The organism is Streptomyces sp. FXJ1.172, from assembly GCF_001636945.3.
Taxonomy (GTDB): domain Bacteria; phylum Actinomycetota; class Actinomycetes; order Streptomycetales; family Streptomycetaceae; genus Streptomyces.
In genome coordinates this window covers 7,062,898-7,081,433 of the sequence record NZ_CP119133.2, presented here as the reverse complement: position 1 = coordinate 7,081,433, position 18,536 = coordinate 7,062,898, and the positions used below count along the sequence as shown (strand labels likewise).

The following is an 18,536-nucleotide window of genomic DNA, read 5'->3' as shown; positions in this document are numbered from 1 at the left end:
TCAGCGCGCCGCCGCCTCGTCCTCCACCGTGCGGTTGCGGCCCGCCAGGAAGCCGACCAGGACCTGCGGCACCATCAGGCCCGCCATGAGGGCGATCGGCAGGCCCCAGCCGCCGCTCTGCTGGTAGAGGACGCCGACGAGGAGCGGGCCGGGGATGGAGATCAGATAGCCGGTGCTCTGCGCGAACGCGGACAGCTGGGCCACGCCCGCACCGCTCCTGGCCCGCATGCCGACCATCGTCAGGGCCAGCGGGAAGGCGCAGTTGGAGACGCCGAGCAGCACGGCCCAGGCCCAGGCGCCGCCGGCCGGGGCGAAGTACAGGCCGGCGTATCCGACGAGCCCGCACACGCCCAGGACCAGCACGATCGGCCCCTGGTGCGGCAGCCGCGCGGCGACGCGCGGGATGACGAAGGCCAGCGGCACACCCATCACCATGGTGACGGCGAGCAGCACGCCCGCGGTGCCGGCGGGGACACCGGCGTCCCGGAAGATCTGCGGCATCCAGCCCATGGTGATGTAGGCGGCGGTGGCCTGGAGGCCGAAGAAGACGGCGAGCGCCCACGCGGTGCGGCTGCGGGTGATGCGCAGGGGCGCGGGTGGTGCGGGCTGTTCCCGCACCACCCGCACCGGCTCCGGTTCCGGCTGCGGCCGCTGTGCGGGCGCGGTGCCGCGGTCGCGGACGAGCGGGAGCCACGGCAGGACGGCGGCGGCCGCGAGGACGGCCCACACGACGAGGCCGGGCCGCCATCCGCCGCCCATGGCGTCGGTCAGCGGGACGGTGACCGCGGCGGCGAGGGAAGTGCCCATGGCCAGGGCCATCGAGTACAGGCCGGTCATGGAGCCGACCCGGTCGGGGAACCAGCGCTTGACGATGACCGGCATGAGCACGTTGCTCACCGCGATGCCCATGAGGGCGAGCGCGCTGGCGGCCAGGAACCCGGCGGTGCCCCCGGCGTACGGCCGTATCAGCAGGCCCGCGGTGATGGCGACCATGCCGGCGCACACCACGGCGGCCGGGCCGAAGCGGCGGGCCAGGCGCGGGGCGGTGACGCCGAAGACGGCGAAGCAGAGCGGCGGTACGGAGGTGAGCAGCCCGGCGACGCTGCCGCTCATGCCGAGCCCGTCGCGGACCTCCTCCAGCAGGGCGCCGAGGCTCGTGATGGCCGGGCGGAGGTTCAGCGCGGACAGCAGGATGCCGACGACGACCAGCCGTGTCGCCCACGCGCGCGTGCGGACCGGGCCGGGGGTCGTCTCGGGTGTGTTCGCTGCGGCGGTGCCGCGATCGGTCGATGACATCGCCGTAGGGGCCTGTACTGTCCGGGTTTCCTCACTAGCCATGAGGCCCATCATAGAATCATGGGATGATTGACTGTCCATCCCCGGGACGTACGGACCCGGGCCTGTCGTGCGAAGGTGTGCCATGCCCCTGAGCCACCCGCGCCGTTCGGCGCTGTCCGAGCAGGTCATCGCCGCACTGCGCAACCAGATCACCTCCGGCGAGTGGCCGGTCGGCTCACGCATCCCGACGGAACCGGAACTGGTCGAGCAGCTCGGCGTCGCCCGCAACACCGTCCGCGAGGCGGTCCGGGCGCTCGCCCACAACGGCCTGCTGGACATCCGGCAGGGCTCCGGCACCTATGTGGTGGCGACCAGCGAGCTGGCGGGCGTGATGCACCGCCGGTTCGCCGACGCCGACCCGCGGCACATCGCCGAGCTGCGCGCCGCGCTGGAGTCGGCCGCGGCGAAGCTGGCCGCCGAGCGGCGCACCGAGAAGGACCTCAAGCAGCTGGACGCGCTCATGCAGCGGCGCGAGGAGGCCTGGGAGACGGGTGAGGCGGAGGCGTTCGTGGCGGCCGACGCCACCTTCCACCTGGCCGTCGTGGCCGCCTCCCACAACGACGTCATCACGGCGATGTACGCCGATCTCGGCGAGGTGCTGCGGGACTGGCTGCGCGCGGACGTCGGGGCGGAGCTGACCCCGGAGACGCACATGGACCACACCCGGCTGGTGGACGCGATCCGCACCCGGGACGCGGAGGCGGCGGCCGCCGAGGCGGCGAGCTATCCGTTCCTGTGCCGCCCGGGCCGGTTCAGCGCTCCTTCTGGTGGCTGATCCAGACCGAGCGGACCTCCTTCCAGCACCGGCCCGTGAGCCGCACGGTCAGAGCGGGCGGGGTGTCCACCGGTGCGCTGTCGGTGTCGATGTCCCACCAGCGGGCGCACTCGATGTGCAGTCGGACGCGATCGGTGTCGACATAGGGATTGTGGCAGTAGGCCACCACGTGGGAGCCGTGGACGGCCGTCCGGCAGGCGGCGCCGAAGAGGCCCGGCGCGGGCGGCTTTGCGTCGTCCATGAGCCTCGCGTCGTCCGCGCGCGCGGAGGGCCTCGCGTCGTCCGCGCGCGCGGAGGGCCTCGCGTCGTCCGCGCGCGCGTAAGGACTCGCGTCGTACGGCAGGCAGAGCACGAGGGCCACGGCCACGGTCACCGGGGCCAGGCTTCGGGACAGGCGCACGACGGGACCTCCTCGGCCGGGCTGGCGAGGGACGCGTGGGGTGAACGCGTAATCCAGAGTGCGCCGTTGGGGTAGCCCGCCGCCCGGCAGGTGGGCCGAACGGGTGACGTCCCGGCGCACCGTCGCCGCGCCGGCCGGCGGTGCCCCCGCCGGGCGCGCACCGCACCGCACAGTCCGCTCCGGGGCGATCCGCTCCACTCCAGCCCGGCCCGCTGCGGTCCAGCAGGACGATGTGCACACGCCATACCCCGCGGTCCCGCCGGTTCGCCCGTGCCTCCTGCCGTCGCGCGCCTGTGTCGCCGCCGAGGCCGGTCGCCGCACGGACCGGTCCCCGCGCCGGGCGGCCGGCGGCCTGCCCTCCGGCGCACGGACCCGCGCCGCACACGGCACCGCGTAGGCCGCCACGCCACCTCACCGACCGGACCGCCCGCTCCCCCGCCGCCCTCCTCCCCTGCCGCACCCCTCCGACACTGCCTTCGCCGCTGCGGCGCCCGTATACGGCCGAGGCCCGCAGCCCCCGAAGGGGTGCGGGCCTCGGCCGTCGGCTGCGCCTCAGCGGCAGCGATCAGGCGCCGATCGCGTGCAGACCGCCGTCGACGTGGATGATCTCGCCGGTGGTCTTCGGGAACCAGTCGCTCAGCAGGGCGACGACGCCACGGCCGGCCGGCTCCGGGTCCTTCAGGTCCCACTCCAGCGGGGCGCGGGTGTCCCACACGGAGGCCAGCTCCGCGAAGCCCGGGATGGACTTGGCGGCCATGGAGCCGATCGGACCCGCGGAGATGAGGTTGCAGCGGATGTTCTGCTTGCCCAGGTCGCGCGCCATGTAGCGGTTGGTCGCCTCCAGGGCGGCCTTGGCCGGGCCCATCCAGTCGTACTGCGGCCAGGCGTACTGCGCGTCGAAGGTGAGGCCGACGACCGAGCCGCCGTTCTGCATCAGCGGCAGGCAGGCCATGGTCAGCGACTTCAGCGAGAACGCCGAGACGTGCATGGCGGTGGCCACGGACTCGAACGGCGTGTTGAGGAAGTTGCCGCCGAGCGCGTCCTGCGGCGCGAAGCCGATGGAGTGCACGACGCCGTCGAGGCCGCCCAGCTCCTCGCCGACGACGTCGGCCAGACGGCCGAGGTGCTCGTCGTTGGTGACGTCCAGCTCGATGACCTTGGTGGGCTTGGGCAGCTTCTTGGCGATGCGCTCGGTCAGCGTGGGCCGCGGGAACGCGGTCAGGATGATCTCCGCACCCTGCTCCTGGGCCAGCTTGGCCGTGTGGAAGGCGATGGAGGACTCCATCAGCACACCGGTGATCAGGATGCGCTTGCCCTCGAGGATTCCGCTCATGGTGATCAGTGACCCATTCCCAGTCCGCCGTCAACGGGAATGACGGCTCCAGTGATGTACGAGGCGTCGTCCGAGGCGAGGAACCGCACCGTCGCGGCGATCTCGTCCGGCCGCGCGTAACGGCCGAGCGGCACCTGAGACACGATGTTCTTGCGCTGCTCGTCGGTGAGCACCTTGGTCATGTCGGTGTCGACGAAACCGGGCGCGACGACGTTGAAGGTGATGTTGCGCGAGCCCAGCTCACGGGCGAGGGAGCGCGCGAAGCCGACCAGGGCGGCCTTGGACGCGGCGTAGTTCGCCTGCCCCGCCGAGCCGAGCAGCCCGACCACGGACGAGATCAGGACGACGCGGCCCTTCTTGGCGCGCAGCATGCCGCGGTTGGCGCGCTTGACGACACGGAAGGTGCCGGTGAGGTTGGTGTCGATGACCGAGGTGAAGTCCTCCTCGGTCATACGCATCAGGAGCTGGTCCTTGGTCACGCCGGCGTTGGCGATCAGGACCTCGACCGGGCCGTGCTGGTCCTCGATCTCCTTGTAGGCCTGCTCCACCTGCTCCGGGTCGGTGATGTCGCACTTGACGGCCAGGAAGCCGGCCGGCGGCTCGCCCGAGCGGTACGTGATCGCGACCTTGTCGCCGGCGTCGGCGAATGCGCGGGCGATGGCGAGGCCGATGCCCCGGTTTCCTCCGGTGACGAGAACCGAGCGGCTCAACGGATCACCCTTTCGATAGCGGTCTGAAGCGGTCGGCCCGCCCGCCCGAACACGTCGATGACAGGCGGCTTCATCGAAAACCTATCGGTACCGCCGCACACACGGGGAAGTGGGCACCCACAGTGGCTCGGGTGAGTCACTGTCGGATCCCTACAGAAACAGCGGGACGGGACCGAAACCGTGTAGTCCACGGGGCCGGGTCCGCGACATGATCGGAGCCGACAGGCCACGACAGCAGGGAGACCTCCGTGCCTCATTCCATCGACGAAGCCTTCACGGCGCTTCCCCTAAGGGCCCTCGCCGACGCCGCGCTGGCACGCGCGCGTGCGCTGGGGGCCGAGCACGCGGACTTCCGGTTCGAGCGGGTGCGCAGCGCGTCCTGGCGGTTGCGGGACGCCAAGCCCGCCGGTTCGTCGGACACCACCGACCTCGGATACGCGGTCCGGGTCGTGCACGGTGGCACGTGGGGCTTCGCCTCCGGGGTCGATCTGAGCCTGGACGCGGCGGCCAGGGTCGCCTCGCAGGCGGTGGCGATGGCCAAGCTGTCCGCCCAGGTGATCAAGGCTGCCGGGTCCGGCGAACGCGTCGAGCTGGCGGACGAGCCGGTGCACGCCGACAGGACGTGGATCTCATCGTACGAGATCGACCCGTTCTCGGTGCCCGACGAGGAGAAGGCCGCGCTGCTCGCGGAGTGGAGCACGCGGCTGCTGGCCGCACAGGGCGTCGACCATGTGGACGCCTCGCTGCTCACCGTGCACGAGAACAAGTTCTACGCCGATACGGCCGGGACCGTGACGACGCAGCAGCGCGTACGGCTGCACCCCCAGCTCACCGCCGTGTCGGTCGACGAGTCGAGCGGCGAGTTCGACTCGATGCGGACCATCGCACCGCCCGTCGGGCGCGGTTGGGAGTATCTGACGGGCACCGGCTGGGACTGGGACGGCGAGCTGGAGCGGATCCCCGAGCTGCTCGCCGAGAAGATGCGGGCGCCGAGCGTGCAGCCGGGCCTGTACGACCTGGTGGTCGACCCGTCCAACCTGTGGCTGACCATCCACGAGTCCATCGGCCACGCCACCGAGCTGGACCGCGCCCTCGGCTACGAGGCGGCGTACGCCGGCACCTCCTTCGCCACCTTCGACCAGCTGGGCAAGCTCAGGTACGGCTCCGAGCTGATGAACGTCACCGGGGACCGCACCGCCGAGCACGGCCTCGCGACCATCGGCTACGACGACGAGGGCGTCGAGGCGCAGTCCTGGGACCTGGTCAAGGACGGCACACTGGTCGGCTACCAGCTGGACCGCAGGATCGCGAGGCTGACCGGGTTCGACCGGTCCAACGGGTGCGCGTTCGCCGACTCCCCCGGGCATGTGCCGGTGCAGCGCATGGCCAACGTGTCCCTGCGGCCGGATCCCGCCGGGCTGTCCACCGAGGACCTGATCGGGGGCGTCGACCGGGGCATCTACGTGGTCGGCGACCGGTCGTGGTCGATCGACATGCAGCGGTACAACTTCCAGTTCACCGGGCAGCGTTTCTTCAGGATCGAGAACGGGCGGATCACCGGGCAGCTGAAGGACGTCGCGTACCAGGCGACCACGACGGACTTCTGGGGGTCGATGGCCGCGGTGGGCGGTCCGCAGACCTATGTCCTCGGCGGTGCGTTCAACTGCGGCAAGGCGCAGCCCGGCCAGGTGGCGGCCGTGTCGCACGGGTGCCCCTCCGCCCTCTTCAAGGGCGTCAACATCCTCAACACCACGCAGGAGGCCGGCCGATGAGCGCCCGCAGCAGCAAGCCGCACGAGGTCGTGGAGCAGGCGCTGGCGCTGTCCAGGGCCGACGGCTGTGTCGTCATCGCCGACGAGCACTCGACCGCCAACCTGCGCTGGGCGGGCAACACGCTCACCACGAACGGGGTGACGCGCGGGCGTACGCTCACCGTGATCGCGACCGTGGACGGCAAGGAGGGCACCGCCTCCGGTGTCGTGTCGCGCTCTGCGGTCACGGCGCAGGAGCTGGAGCCGCTGGTGCGGGCCGCCGAGGCCGCCGCGCGCGGCGCCGGGCCCGCCGAGGACGCCCAGCCCCTGGTCACCGGCGTGCCGGAGTCCCCCGATTTCGCGGACGCGCCCGCCGAGACCTCCTCCGCGGTGTTCGCCGACTTCGCCCCGGCGCTCGGCGAGGCGTTCGCACGCGCGCGTGCGGGCGGCCGGGAGCTGTACGGCTTCGCCAACCACGAGCTGGTGTCGACGTACATGGGTACGTCCACGGGCCTGCGCCTGCGCCACGACCAGCCCACCGGCACGCTGGAGCTGAACGCCAAGTCGCCCGACCGGTTGCGCTCGGCGTGGGCGGGCCGCTCCACGCGGGACTTCAAGGACGTCGACCCGGAGGCCCTGGACGCCGAGCTGGCCGTACGGCTGGGCTGGGCGCAGCGGCGGGTGGAGCTGCCTGCGGGCCGGTACGAGACGCTGCTGCCGCCGACCGCGGTCGCGGACCTGCTGATCTACCAGCTGTGGTCGGCGTCGGGCCGGGACGCGGCCGAGGGCCGGACGGTGTTCTCCAAGCCGGGCGGGGGCACGCGCGTCGGCGACAGGCTGAGCGAGCTGCCGCTGACGCTGCGCAGCGACCCCGGCGAGCCGGGCCTGGAGTGCGCGCCGTTCGTGGTCGCCCACTCCTCCGGCGGTGACCAGTCGGTGTTCGACAACGGGTTGCCGGCGCAGGCCACCGACTGGGTCGGGGAGGGTGTGCTGAAGCACCTGACGACCACCCGGCACAGCGCCGCCCTGACCGGGCTGCCGGTGGCCCCGGCGCTCGGGAACCTGATCCTGGACGGCGGGGACGACCGCTCGCTGGAGGAGATGGTCGCGGGCACGACCGGGCGCGGGCCCTGCCTGCTGCTGACCTGCCTGTGGTACATCCGCGAGGTCGACCCGGCGACGCTGCTGCTGACGGGCCTGACCCGGGACGGTGTCTATCTCGTGGAGAACGGCGAGGTGACCGGGCAGGTGAACAACTTCCGGTTCAACGAGTCCCCGGTGGACCTGCTGAGGCGGGCGACGGAGGCCGGACGCACCGAGAAGACGCTGCCGCGCGAGTGGGGCGACTGGTTCACCCGGGCCGCGATGCCGGCGCTGCGGATCCCGGATTTCAATATGAGCTCTGTCAGTCAGGGCGTATAACCTCGTAGGCGTTCGTGGTCGGGTGTCACCGTCGGGTGCCGTCCGGCCGCCCGGAGATCATCGAGGAGACACGAGAACCGTGACGGACATCGTCGACGAGCTGAAGTGGCGTGGGCTGTTCGCCCTGTCCACCGACGAGGACGCCTTGCGCAAGGCGCTCGCGGACGGTCCCGTCACGTTCTATTGCGGTTTCGACCCGACCGCGCCGTCCCTGCACGTGGGGCACCTGGTGCAGGTGCTCACCGTGCGCCGGCTCCAGCAGGCCGGGCACCGGCCGCTGGCGCTGGTCGGCGGCGCCACGGGCCTGATCGGTGATCCGCGCCCGACGGCGGAGCGCACGCTGAACGACCCGGAGACGGTGGCCGGCTGGGTCGGCAAGCTGCGTGCGCAGATCGAGCCGTTCCTGTCCTTCGAGGGCGAGAACGCCGCGGTCATGGTCAACAACCTCGACTGGACCGCGGACCTGTCCGCGATCGAGTTCCTGCGGGACATCGGCAAGCACTTCCGCGTCAACAAGATGCTGACGAAGGACTCCGTGGCCCGCCGCCTGGAGTCCGACCAGGGCATCAGCTACACGGAGTTCAGCTACCAGATCCTGCAGGGCATGGACTTCCTCCAGCTCTACCGGCGCCACGGCTGCACCCTCCAGCAGGGCGGCAGCGACCAGTGGGGCAACCTCACGGCGGGCCTGGACCTGATCCACAAGCTGGAGCCCGGCGCCGAGGTGCACGCCCTGGCCACCCCGCTGATGACGAAGGCGGACGGCACCAAGTTCGGCAAGACCGAGGGCGGCGCCGTCTGGCTCGACCCGGAGATGACGACGCCGTACGCGTTCTACCAGTTCTGGCTGAACGTGGACGACCGGGACATCTCGACCTACATGCGGATCCTGTCCTTCAAGTCCCGCGAGGAACTGGAGGAGCTGGAGGAGCAGACCCAGGAGCGTCCGCAGGCCCGGGCGGCGCAGCGGGCGCTGGCCGAGGAGCTGACGACGCTGGTGCACGGCGCCGACCAGACGGCCGCGGTGATCGCCGCGAGCCGCGCCTTGTTCGGGCAGGGCGAGCTGGCGGAGCTGGACGGCGCGACGCTGGCCGCCGCGCTGTCCGAGCTGCCGCACATCAAGGTCACCGAACTGGGTCCGGTGGTCGACCTGTTCGCGGAGGTCGGTCTCGTCGCCAGCAAGTCCGCCGCGCGGCGGACGGTGAAGGAGGGCGGGGCCTACGTGAACAACGCGAAGGTCGGCTCCGAGGACGCCGTCCCCGCGAAGGAGGAACTGCTGGACGGGCGGTGGCTGGTGCTGCGGCGGGGGAAGAAGAACCTTGCCGCGGTGGAGGTTGTTCCGGCTTAGCGCCGCAGGGCGTGGGGGTCGCCGCCGGGTGCGGCTTCGTCCGGGGTTCTGGCACCGCCGTGGCGGAGCCGTGCGTCGATGCGGCCCCGTGCCCTTCCTGGAGTGCTTGCGCCCAGGGAGCCGTCAGGCTTTCTGGGCCTTCTTCTTCCCCAGCGTCGCCATGTAGAGGGCGTCGACCGCGGCGACGATGATGATCGCCGCCACGAGCTGGAAGAGGTGCCGGCTCCAGTCGATGCCCCGGGTCGCCGCCACGCCTGCGGCGCGGGCGACGGCGTTGCCGACGATGGCGCCGAGCATGCCGCAGATGGTGGTCAGCCACAGCGGGCTGTGCTGCTTGCCCGGGATGACGGCCTTGGCGATGACGCCGAGCACGAATCCCACGATGATCGCCCACAACCAGCCCATGGCTGCCTCCTCGTCCGGCTCGACCTGAGCATTAGGGCCAGTGTCGGCGGGTGGGCCGTACGGCGCATGTCGGGCTCGCCCGTGTGGGGCGGGTCCGGCATCGCTGCCGGGCGGGTCCGGCACCGTTGCCGCAGGCCGTGGGCGCCCCGGTCTCGTCGGCGGCAAGGCCGCGGCGTAACGTGGGACGTGTCCCTGCCCGGTTCCCGGCCGGGCGCGGACGACGGTGCGGGCCGGGGAGAGTCCGATGCGGGCGAATGGTGGATCGTGATGCGGAAACAGCACGGCGGTGGCGTCCAGGTGTTCCGGATCACCGGAGCCCGGACGGGTCTTGCCGAGGACGTACGGGGCCGGCAGCGGCGGTACGTCATCTCGATGTCGGTCCGCACCGTGTCGGTGATCCTCTCGGTCGCCCTGTGGAACGTCGAGCGGTACGTCGCCATCGTGGCGCTGGTGCTCGGTGCGCTTCTCCCCTATGTCGCCGTGGTGATCGCCAACGCGGGCCGTGAGCGGCCGCCGTCCCTTCCGTCGACGTTCGTCAGCGTGCCGACGAACCCGATGATCATGCCGCCGCGGGCGGAGGACACGCGGGCGCAGTCGGCTGCGCAGGACACCGCTTCCCGTCCGACGGGGGCACGCGGTGAACAGCACGGCCCGGTGTGACCCGGGCGTCCGTGCAAGCGGAATACGGGCTACCCATGAAGCTCAAGAAAAGCTCAGACAATCGTGCAGTTCCAGTGCCGGGCGGCGGGGTACCCATGACATACTGCGTACGCGCTCCGCATCCCCCGTCGGAGCGACGGACCGACGCCGGGCAGCTCCCCCCGTGGCTGCTCGGCGTCGCCTTGTCCGGCTTCTTTCTGTGAGACGAATCTGTGACTGACGAGACCCCGATCTGCTCCGCCAAGGGCTGTCGTACCGCCGCCGTCTGGGTGCTGGCGTGGAACAACCCGAAGATCCATACACCGGAGCGGCGCAAGACGTGGCTGGCGTGCGAGGAGCATCGCGAGCATCTTTCGCAGTTTCTCGGGGTGCGGGGCTTTTTGAAGGACGTGGTCAAGTTCGAGGACTGGCAAGCGTCCGGGAACTCCTAGCCTTCTCCTGGTCCCCGATCGTCCGGGTGTTCCTAGCCGCCGATCGCGGACATGGGCCGGTCCGGCTGGACGAAGGCCGGGTCGTCCAGCCCTGCCCCCGCCTTCTTCCCCCACATCGCCAGTCGCCAGATGCGGGCGACCTCCTCGTCGGGCGCGCCGGAGCGCAGGGCCGCGCGGAGGTCGGTCTCCTCGGTGGCGAACAGGCAGGTGCGTATCTGGCCGTCGGCCGTGAGGCGGGTGCGGTCGCAGGCCGCGCAGAACGGTCGGGTGACCGAGGCGATGACGCCGACCCGGTGCGGGCCGCCGTCGACCAGCCAGCGCTCCGCCGGGGCCGAGCCGCGCTCGCCGGCTGCTTCGGGGGTCAGGTCGAAGCGGGTGCGCAGGGAGGCGAGGATGTCCCCGGCGGTGACCATGCCCTCGCGCTTCCAGCCGTGCTGGGCATCGAGGGGCATCTGCTCGATGAAGCGCTGCTCGTAGCCGTGCTCGATCGCCCAGGCCAGCAGGTCGGGGGCCTCGTCGTCGTTCAGGCCCGGCATCAGGACCGAGTTGATCTTGACGGGGGTGAGGCCCGCCTCGTGGGCGGCTTCCAGGCCCTCGATGACGTCCTTGTGCCGGTCGCGGCGGGTGAGGGTCTTGAAGACGTCCGGGCGCAGGGTGTCCAGGGAGACGTTGACCCGGTCCAGGCCTGCCGCTTTCAGGGCCGCCGCGGTGCGCTTGAGGCCGATGCCGTTGGTCGTCAACGAGGTCTGGGGGCGGGGGGTGAGGGCCGCGACGCGCTCGACGATGCCGACCAGGCCCGGGCGCAGCAGCGGCTCGCCGCCGGTGAAGCGGACCTCCTCGATGCCGAGCATCCGCACGGCGATGTCGATGAGGCGGACGATCTCGTCGTCCGTGAGCAGGTCGGGCTTGGCCAGCCACTGCAGCCCCTCCTCGGGCATGCAGTAGGTGCAGCGCAGATTGCACCGGTCGGTCAGCGAGACCCTCAGGTCGGTGGCCACTCGGCCGTAGGTGTCGATGAGCACGTGGGCCCCCTCCCTCGTCCCGGAGCATTCGTCTTGCGTTATCTGCGAGCCTACGTGACACCACTGACAACGACAGCGGCCGGATCCGACGAGGTGCGGCGCGGCCGCGTCGTAGGACCGTACAGTCCCGGGCGACGCGGCCGTCGTACGAAGGTGTCAGTGCGCTCCGGTGCCGGTCAGGGACCGCACCTCGAGTTCGGCGTACTTGCCGGCGTCGGGGACCTCCTTGGACAGCAGGGTGCCCACGGCGCCGAGCAGGAAGCCGACGGGGATGGAGATGATGCCGGGGTTCTCCAGCGGGAACCAGTGGAAGTCGACGCCGGGGAACATCGAGGCCGGGCTGCCGGAGACCACCGGCGAGAACAGCACCAGGCCGACCGCGGTGACCAGTCCGCCGTAGATCGACCACAGGGCGCCGGAGGTGGTGAACCGCTTCCAGAAGAGGCTGTAGAGGATCGTGGGAAGGTTTGCGGAGGCGGCGACCGCGAAGGCGAGGGCGACCAGGCCGGCCACGTTCAGGTCGCGGGCGAGGGCGCCGAGGACGATGGAGACCGCGCCGATGCCGACGGTCGCCCAGCGGGCCGCGCCGATCTCCTGCTTCTCGTCGGCCTGTCCCTTCTTGATGACGTTGGCGTAGATGTCGTGCGCGAAGGACGAGGACGAGGCCAGGGTCAGGCCCGCGACGACCGCGAGGATCGTGGCGAAGGCGACCGCGGAGATGGTGGCGAGCAGGACGGCACCCCAGTTGGAGCTGACGCCGCCCAGGTGCAGTGCCAGGAGCGGTGCCGCGGTGTTGCCCGCCTTGTTGGAGGCGATGATCTCGTCCGGCTTGATCAGCGCGGCGGCACCGAAGCCGAGTGCGAGGGTCATCAGGTAGAAGGCGCCGATCAGGCCGATCGCCCAGATGACCGACTTACGGGCGGCCTTCGCGGTGGGCACGGTGTAGAAGCGGATCAGGATGTGCGGCAGGCCCGCGGTGCCGAGGACAAGGGCGATGCCGAGCGAGATGAAGTCCAGCTTGGTGGTGCCGGTGGCGCCGTACTTCAGGCCGGGCTCGAGGAAGGCGGAGCCCTTGCCGCTGTTGTCGGCCGCCTTGCCGAGCAGATCGGAGATGTTGAAGTGGAACTTCAGCAGGACCAGGAAGGTCAGCAGCACGGCGCCGGCGATGAGCAGCACCGCCTTCACCATCTGGACCCAGGTGGTGCCCTTCATGCCGCCGATGGTGACGTACACGATCATCAGGACGCCGACCAGGGCGACGATGCCGATCTTGCCGGCGTCGCTGGTGATGCCCAGCAGGAGGGAGACCAGGACACCGGCGCCGGCCATTTGCGCGAGCAGGTAGAAGATCGAGACGACGATCGTGGAGGTGCCGGCGGCGGTGCGGACGGGGCGCTGGCGCATCCGGTAGGCCAGCACGTCGCCCATGGTGTAGCGGCCGGAGTTGCGCAGCGGCTCGGCGACGAGGAGCAGGGCGACCAGCCAGGCGACGAGGAAGCCGATGGAGTACAGGAAACCGTCGTAGCCGAACAGGGCGATGGCGCCGGCGATGCCGAGGAAGGACGCGGCGGACATGTAGTCGCCGGAGACGGCGAGGCCGTTCTGGAAGCCGGTGAACTGGCGCCCGCCGGCGTAGAAGTCGGCGGCGTCCTTGGTCTGGCGGCCCGCCCAGACGGTGATGACGAGGGTCGCGGCGACGAACACCGCGAACAGGCTGATGATCACCGGCCGGTGCTGGCTCGCCTCGCCTGCGGCGAGCAGGGTGTGCTGCGCGGGGCTCATGCGCCGTCCTCCATCCGGGACTTGATGGCCTGCGCCTTGGGGTCGAGCCGGGCGGCGGCGTGCCGGGCGTACCACCAGGCGATGAGGAAGGTGGTGAGGAACTGGGCGAGGCCGAGGACGAGGGCGACGTTGACATTGCCGGCGACCTTGGTGCCCATGAAGCCGCCCGCGTAGTTGGAGAGCAGGACGTACAGCAGGTACCAGGCGGCGAAGGCGATGGTGAGCGGGAAGGCGAAGGAGCGGTGGGCGCGGCGCAGTTCACCGAATTCCGCGCTCTGCTGCACCTGTGCGAACTCCTCGGTGGAGGGAAGTGGGGCGCCTGGTGGGGCGGGGGGCGGTGTCTCGGTTGCCACGGAATCTCCTCGCGTTCGCGGTTGCCATGACGACGGGGGCTCGATGGTGCTCGTGCTCCCTGCCCAAGGTCCACGGCGCCACGCGCGGACCGGTTCAAGTCCTATGAGCTGGATCCGCAAGCGGTCTTGTTGAGTCATTGCCAAGTCATTGGTGATCAGCGACTGGCGGGATGGCTTCACCGTGCGCCATCTGTCATGTACCTGCCCGAGCACCATCCGCGTCTCGGGCGGTTTCGCATCCCACCTCAGGTTGATTCAATCAACATTGATCAATCAATAATGCATAGTGTAGTCATGACAGACATCGCGACAGACATCGCGTCCGCGTGGGCTGCGCTGGGCGGCGATCCCGCCCTCCTCTCCCGGGTGACGACGGTCGAGCGCCCCGGCACCCTCCCGGCGCGCCTTCCCGTACGGCAGCTGGCACGCGCGTGTGCCGGCGCCTGCGCGCTGGCCGCGGCGGAGCTGGCGGCCCGCCGGACCGGACGCGCCGAGGTCCCCGCCGTCCGGGTCGACGACGGCGCCGTCGCGACCGCCTTCCACAGTGAGCGGCATCTGCTGGTCGACGGGCGGGCCCCGGTCGTCTTCGCGCCGCTGTCCCGGTTCTGGCGGACGGCCGACGGCTGGGTGCGCACCCACGCCAACTACCCGCACCACCGGGCCCGGTTGCTCGGCGCGCTGGGCCTGCCGCCGGACGCCTCGGTCCAGGAGGCCGCTGCCCGGCTCGCCGAGCGGCCCGCCCTGGAGGTGGAGGAGGCGGTGTACGGCGCCGGCGGCCTCGCCGTGGCCCTGCGCACCCCGAAGGAGTGGGCGGCCCATGAGCAGGCCGCCGAGGCGGTCGCACGTCCGCTGGTCGAGCGCGAACGCCTGGACGCCGCGCACGCGCGCGTGCTCGCCCCGCTCGACCCCGGCGCGACTGCCCTGCTGCCCGCCGCCGGGCTGCGCGTCCTGGACCTGACCCGGGTCCTCGCCGGCCCCGTCGCCACCCGCACTCTCGCCCTGCTGGGCGCGGACGTGCTGCGCCTGGACGCGCCCTGGCTGCCCGAACTGCCCGACCAGCACGCCGACACCGGCTTCGGCAAGCGGTCCGCCACGCTCGACCTGCGCACCGACCGGGACACCTTCGAGGAACTGCTGGCCTCGGCGGACGTCGTCGTCACCGGGTACCGGCCCGGCTCCCTCGACCGGTTCGGGCTCTCTGCGCAGGCGCTGGCGGAACGCAGGCCCGGACTGGTCGTGGCGCAGGTCTCGGCGTGGGGCGCGTACGGGCCCTGGGGCGCCCGGCGCGGCTTCGACAGCCTGGTGCAGGTCGCGACCGGCATAGCGGCGGCCGAGGGCTCGGCCGAAGAGCCCGGCGCGCTGCCCGCGCAGGCGCTGGACCACGGCACCGGCTATCTGCTGGCGGCGGCCGTCCTGCGTGCGCTGACCGAGCAGTCGTACGACGGCGGCGGCCGGTCGGTGCGGCTGGCGCTGGCCCGGACCGCGTACTGGCTGACGGACGGGATCCGGCCGGCCGCGGCCACCGGCACGCCGTACGAGGGTCCCGGCCCCTGGCTGGCCGAGACGGCCGGCCCGCTCGGCCGGCTGCGGCACGCCCTGCCTCCGGTGTCCTTCGCGGGCGGCCCCGCCGACTGGGCGCGGCCTCCGGTGCCCGCCGGCTCGGATCCGGCCGCCTGGCGGTGACCGCGCGGGCGGCCGGGAAAGCGCAATTGCACGGAATGCCGAACTGTCAATTGTTTTCCGGTACTTGCCCGGTTCTGCGGTGTCTGGCGAAGATCTCGGGGTGAGTCTGATGCGACCGGCCGCCGAGGGGTCCGACGAGGGCGGGCCCGGCGTGCGGCCGGGCCCCCGCCGGGCCGCCGCCCTCCTGGTCCTGACGGCGCTGGGTGCCCTGATCCCGCTGCTCGGGCCCCCGGTGGCGCTGCACGGCACCGGGGAGGCCGCCGCGCCGGGGACGGGCGGTATCGGCCTGCTGCGCGCGGTGCTGTTCGTCGCGCTGAGCGTGCCGCTGGGCGAGCTGTTCGTACTCCGGCTCGCCCGGCGCCTGCCCGGCGCACCGCCCGGGCGCCCGCGCAGCTGGGCGCGGTTCACCGCCCCGGCCGGTTTCGCCGCCGCGCTGGCGCTCGCCTCGGTGGTGTCCGCCGGCGATCTGATCCCGCACGGCCTGGGCCAGATCGACATCGGCGGCCTGTACGGCTCCCGCGACGGCAGGCTGGCGCTGCTGGAGGTCAACGGCTTCCTGCTGGCGGCCCTGTGCGCGTTCTCCCGGCGCCCGGCGGTGCAGGTGTGGCCGCTGGCCGCGGTGGTGGCCGCGGAGGCGCTGCGCGCGCATCCCACGACCGAGCAGAACCCGCTGACCGGCTCGGCATTGACTCTGGTGCATCTGACGTGCGCGGCGCTGTGGGCCGGCGGTCTGCCGTACGCCCTGCGCACGCTCAGGGCGTGGCCCGGTCATCCGGCGGGGGCCGCGCTGCTCGGCCGCTACGCGCGCGTCGCGCTCGTCCTGCTCGCGGCCATCACGGTGACGGGCGTGTGCAGCGCGCTGCGGCGGATGCCGTCGGCCACGCTCCTGGACCAGCTGACGACGACGGCGTACGGACGCGCCCTGCTGGCCAAGGTCGTCCTGGTCGCCGTCGTCGCCCTGCTCGCCCTGTGGGCGCGGCTCCGGCTGCGGCGCGCGTCCGATCCGCTGGCCGCGTCCGCGCCCGCGCGGGCCGAGGTGGTCGCCCTGGGCGCGGTGGTGGCGGTCTCGGGTCTGCTCACGGCGCTGCCGCTGCCGATCCGCTGGACATGACGACCAGCCTTGATCAAGCGTTGATCGTGATGTTGATCGTGATGTTGACCGCGGTGCCGGTTCAGCCGTTGGTGACGAGCACCTTGAGGGCGGTGCGCTCGTCCATGGCCTTGTAGCCCTCGGGCACGCCCTCGATGCCGACGGTCATGTCGAACACCGGGGAGGGGTCGATCGTGCCGTCCAGGACGTCGGGGAGCAGGTCGGGGATGTAGGCGCGGACCGGGGCGACGCCGCCGCGCAGGGCGATGTTCCGGTCGAACATGATGCTGAGGTCCAGGCCGGTGCCGCTGCCGTGCGGCACGCCGACGAAGCCGATCGCGCCGCCGTCGCGGGTGATGTTGACGGCCGTCCGCATGGACTGCTCGGTGCCGACGGCCTCCACGACGGCGTGCGCGCCCTGCCCGCGGGTCAGCTCGCGGACGGCCTCGACCGCCGCCTCCCCGCGCTCGGCGACGACGTCGGTGGCGCCGAAGCGGCGCGCGATACCGGTGCGGACCTCGTGCCGGCCGAGCGCGATGATCCGCTCGGCACCCAGCCGCTTGGCGGCCAGCACGGCGCACAGGCCGACCGCGCCGTCACCGACCACGGCGACCGTGGCACCGGGCCGGGCGCCCGCGCCGAGGGCGGCGTGGTGGCCGGTGCCGAGCACGTCGGAGAGGGTCAGCAGGGCGGACAGCAGGTGGTCGTCCGAGGCCGCTTCCTTGGGCAGCCGGACGAGGGTGCCGTCGGCGAACGGCACACGCACGGCCTCGCCCTGGCCGCCGTCGTAGCCGACGGAGCCCCAGAAGCCGCCGTGCTCGCACGACGTCGTCAGGCCCTCGCGGCAGTAGTCGCACACGCCGTCGGACCACATGAAGGGCGCGACCACCAGGTCACCGCGCCGGACCGTGCTCACCTCGGAGCCGGTCTCCTCGACGACGCCGAGGAACTCGTGCCCGATGCGCTGCCCCGGCTGACGGGCCGCCTCGCCGCGGTAGGCCCACAGGTCGCTGCCGCAGATGCAGGCGCGCAGCACGCGCACGACGGCGTCGGTGGGCAGCTGCACCACGGGCTCGGGGACGTCCTCCACGCGCATGTCGTACGGGGCGTGGATGGTGGTGGCGCGCATGGCGAGGGTCCTTCTCGTGCGGGGTCGTGCGGTGCGCTCAGGGGGTGGTCGAGCGCACCTCACGGTACGCCGCCGCCCCCGCGCCCCGCGCGCCGAGGGGTGCTCCCCCCTGTGCCGCTGCCGCCGTCCGGCCCGCCGGTCAGACGCCCGCCGCGCCCAGCAGGCTGCCCGCCGCGTAGGTGACCCCCATGGCCAGCGCTCCGCCCACCACGTTGCGCAGCATGGCGCGCCCGGGGTCCGCCGCGCCGAGGCGGGCGCTGGTCCAGCCGGTGAGGACGAGCGCGGCCAGTACGGAGACGACGGTGACGAGCAGCCGCCAGCCGGCCGGGGGCAGCACGATGGCCAGCAGCGGCAGCAGCGCGCCCACGGTGAACGCGAGGAAGCTCGCCCAGGCCGCGTGCCAGGGGTTGGTCAGCGCCTCCGGATCGATGCCGAGTTCCACGCGCGCGTGGGCCCGAAGCGCGTCCCGCGCGGTGAGCTGCTCGGCAGCCTCCCGGGCCACCTCCCGGGTCAGGCCGCGCTCTTGCAGCAGCTGGGTCAGCTCCTGCAGTTCGGCCTCGGGCTGCTCGCACAGTTCGCGGCTCTCCACGGCCAGCGCGGCCATCTCGGAGTCCCGCTGGGTGGAGACGGAGACGTACTCGCCGGCCGCCATCGACATGGATCCGGCGAGCAGTCCGGCGAGTCCGGCGGTGAGCAGGGTGGCCCGGTCGTCGGTGGCGCCTGCCACGCCGACGACGATCCCCGCGGTGGAGACGATGCCGTCGTTCGCGCCGAGCACGGCGGCACGCAGCCAGTTCAGCCGCGAGCCGAGCGCGCCGCCGTGAGCCTCCTCATGGATGGATTCCGTCACAGCAGGGAGGATCGCACTCACGGGGCCGCTCGCGCCGTACCGACGCTCCCCCGGG

At 72.2% G+C, this 18,536-nt stretch carries 18 protein-coding genes; 8 read left to right on the top strand and 10 right to left on the bottom strand.

Going from position 1 to position 18,536, the window contains the following annotated elements; genetic code table 11:
• Nucleotides 1–1,296, bottom strand: a complete 1,296-nt coding sequence (locus tag A6P39_RS31825) for a CynX/NimT family MFS transporter (RefSeq protein ID WP_067048904.1) — start codon at nucleotides 1,294–1,296, stop codon at nucleotides 1–3.
• A gap of 124 nt (nucleotides 1,297–1,420) precedes the next feature.
• On the opposite strand from A6P39_RS31825, the gene A6P39_RS31820 reads away from it, so the two are divergent.
• On the top strand, nucleotides 1,421–2,113 hold the full coding sequence (locus A6P39_RS31820) for a FadR/GntR family transcriptional regulator (RefSeq protein ID WP_067048901.1): 693 nt from the start codon (nucleotides 1,421–1,423) through the stop codon (nucleotides 2,111–2,113).
• Here A6P39_RS31820 and A6P39_RS31815 read toward each other — a convergent pair.
• From A6P39_RS31815 to fabG, 3 genes are all read right to left on the bottom strand, one after another.
• Nucleotides 2,091–2,513, bottom strand: a complete 423-nt coding sequence (locus tag A6P39_RS31815; RefSeq protein WP_067048898.1) for a hypothetical protein — start codon at nucleotides 2,511–2,513, stop codon at nucleotides 2,091–2,093. The two genes, A6P39_RS31820 and A6P39_RS31815, sit on opposite strands and share 23 nt — an antisense overlap.
• 565 nt (nucleotides 2,514–3,078) lie before the next feature.
• Entirely contained in the window at nucleotides 3,079–3,846 is a 768-nt protein-coding gene (gene fabI, locus A6P39_RS31810; protein ID WP_067048895.1) for an enoyl-ACP reductase FabI, read from the bottom strand.
• Nucleotides 3,847–3,851: 5 nt separating this feature from the next.
• Nucleotides 3,852–4,556, bottom strand: coding sequence for a 3-oxoacyl-[acyl-carrier-protein] reductase (gene fabG / locus A6P39_RS31805; protein WP_067048892.1), 705 nt, complete (start codon nucleotides 4,554–4,556; stop codon nucleotides 3,852–3,854).
• Between the two features lie 248 nt (nucleotides 4,557–4,804).
• On the opposite strand from fabG, the gene A6P39_RS31800 reads away from it, so the two are divergent.
• The 3 genes from A6P39_RS31800 to tyrS all read left to right on the top strand — a co-directional run bounded on the left by A6P39_RS31800 (nucleotide 4,805) and on the right by tyrS (nucleotide 9,076).
• Nucleotides 4,805–6,328 carry a TldD/PmbA family protein gene (locus A6P39_RS31800; protein ID WP_067048889.1) on the top strand — a complete coding sequence of 508 codons (1,524 nt, stop codon included), beginning with the start codon at nucleotides 4,805–4,807 and terminating at the stop codon, nucleotides 6,326–6,328.
• Nucleotides 6,325–7,728, top strand: a complete 1,404-nt coding sequence (locus A6P39_RS31795) for a metallopeptidase TldD-related protein (protein ID WP_067048886.1) — start codon at nucleotides 6,325–6,327, stop codon at nucleotides 7,726–7,728. Before A6P39_RS31800 ends, A6P39_RS31795 begins: the two co-directional genes overlap by 4 nt.
• 79 nt (nucleotides 7,729–7,807) lie before the next feature.
• Entirely contained in the window at nucleotides 7,808–9,076 is a 1,269-nt protein-coding gene (gene tyrS, locus A6P39_RS31790; protein ID WP_067048883.1) for a tyrosine--tRNA ligase, read from the top strand.
• Between the two features lie 123 nt (nucleotides 9,077–9,199).
• Here tyrS and A6P39_RS31785 read toward each other — a convergent pair whose 3' ends face one another.
• Nucleotides 9,200–9,481 (bottom strand): GlsB/YeaQ/YmgE family stress response membrane protein, encoded by a 282-nt coding sequence (locus A6P39_RS31785; RefSeq protein ID WP_067048880.1) that lies wholly within the window; start codon nucleotides 9,479–9,481, stop codon nucleotides 9,200–9,202.
• Between the two features lie 267 nt (nucleotides 9,482–9,748).
• Here A6P39_RS31785 and A6P39_RS31780 point away from each other — a divergent pair, with 267 nt between their 5' ends.
• Together A6P39_RS31780 and A6P39_RS31775 are read left to right on the top strand one after the other, a co-directional pair.
• Nucleotides 9,749–10,141, top strand: coding sequence for a DUF3099 domain-containing protein (locus A6P39_RS31780; RefSeq protein WP_067049006.1), 393 nt, complete (start codon nucleotides 9,749–9,751; stop codon nucleotides 10,139–10,141).
• Between the two features lie 212 nt (nucleotides 10,142–10,353).
• Entirely contained in the window at nucleotides 10,354–10,572 is a 219-nt protein-coding gene (locus A6P39_RS31775; RefSeq protein ID WP_067048877.1) for a hypothetical protein, read from the top strand.
• Between the two features lie 32 nt (nucleotides 10,573–10,604).
• Here A6P39_RS31775 and moaA read toward each other — a convergent pair whose 3' ends face one another.
• The 3 genes from moaA to A6P39_RS31760 form a co-directional block, all read right to left on the bottom strand.
• Nucleotides 10,605–11,594, bottom strand: a complete 990-nt coding sequence (gene moaA, locus A6P39_RS31770; protein WP_067048874.1) for a GTP 3',8-cyclase MoaA — start codon at nucleotides 11,592–11,594, stop codon at nucleotides 10,605–10,607.
• 156 nt (nucleotides 11,595–11,750) lie between these two features.
• On the bottom strand, nucleotides 11,751–13,376 hold the full coding sequence (locus tag A6P39_RS31765) for a solute symporter family protein (RefSeq protein ID WP_067048871.1): 1,626 nt from the start codon (nucleotides 13,374–13,376) through the stop codon (nucleotides 11,751–11,753).
• Nucleotides 13,373–13,729, bottom strand: coding sequence for a DUF485 domain-containing protein (locus tag A6P39_RS31760; RefSeq protein WP_067048868.1), 357 nt, complete (start codon nucleotides 13,727–13,729; stop codon nucleotides 13,373–13,375). Before A6P39_RS31760 ends, A6P39_RS31765 begins: the two co-directional genes overlap by 4 nt.
• A gap of 294 nt (nucleotides 13,730–14,023) precedes the next feature.
• On the opposite strand from A6P39_RS31760, the gene A6P39_RS31755 reads away from it, so the two are divergent.
• Both A6P39_RS31755 and A6P39_RS31750 read left to right on the top strand, forming a co-directional pair.
• Nucleotides 14,024–15,412 carry a CoA transferase gene (locus tag A6P39_RS31755; RefSeq protein WP_067048865.1) on the top strand — a complete coding sequence of 463 codons (1,389 nt, stop codon included), beginning with the start codon at nucleotides 14,024–14,026 and terminating at the stop codon, nucleotides 15,410–15,412.
• 100 nt (nucleotides 15,413–15,512) lie between these two features.
• Complete coding sequence (locus A6P39_RS31750) at nucleotides 15,513–16,523, top strand: CopD family protein (RefSeq protein ID WP_067048862.1); 1,011 nt, start codon at nucleotides 15,513–15,515, stop codon at nucleotides 16,521–16,523.
• Between the two features lie 61 nt (nucleotides 16,524–16,584).
• Here A6P39_RS31750 and A6P39_RS31745 read toward each other — a convergent pair whose 3' ends face one another.
• Together A6P39_RS31745 and A6P39_RS31740 are read right to left on the bottom strand one after the other, a co-directional pair.
• On the bottom strand, nucleotides 16,585–17,631 hold the full coding sequence (locus A6P39_RS31745; protein WP_067048859.1) for a zinc-dependent alcohol dehydrogenase family protein: 1,047 nt from the start codon (nucleotides 17,629–17,631) through the stop codon (nucleotides 16,585–16,587).
• A gap of 139 nt (nucleotides 17,632–17,770) precedes the next feature.
• Entirely contained in the window at nucleotides 17,771–18,481 is a 711-nt protein-coding gene (locus tag A6P39_RS31740) for a VIT1/CCC1 transporter family protein (protein WP_067048854.1), read from the bottom strand.
• Nucleotides 18,482–18,536 lie beyond the last annotated feature (55 nt).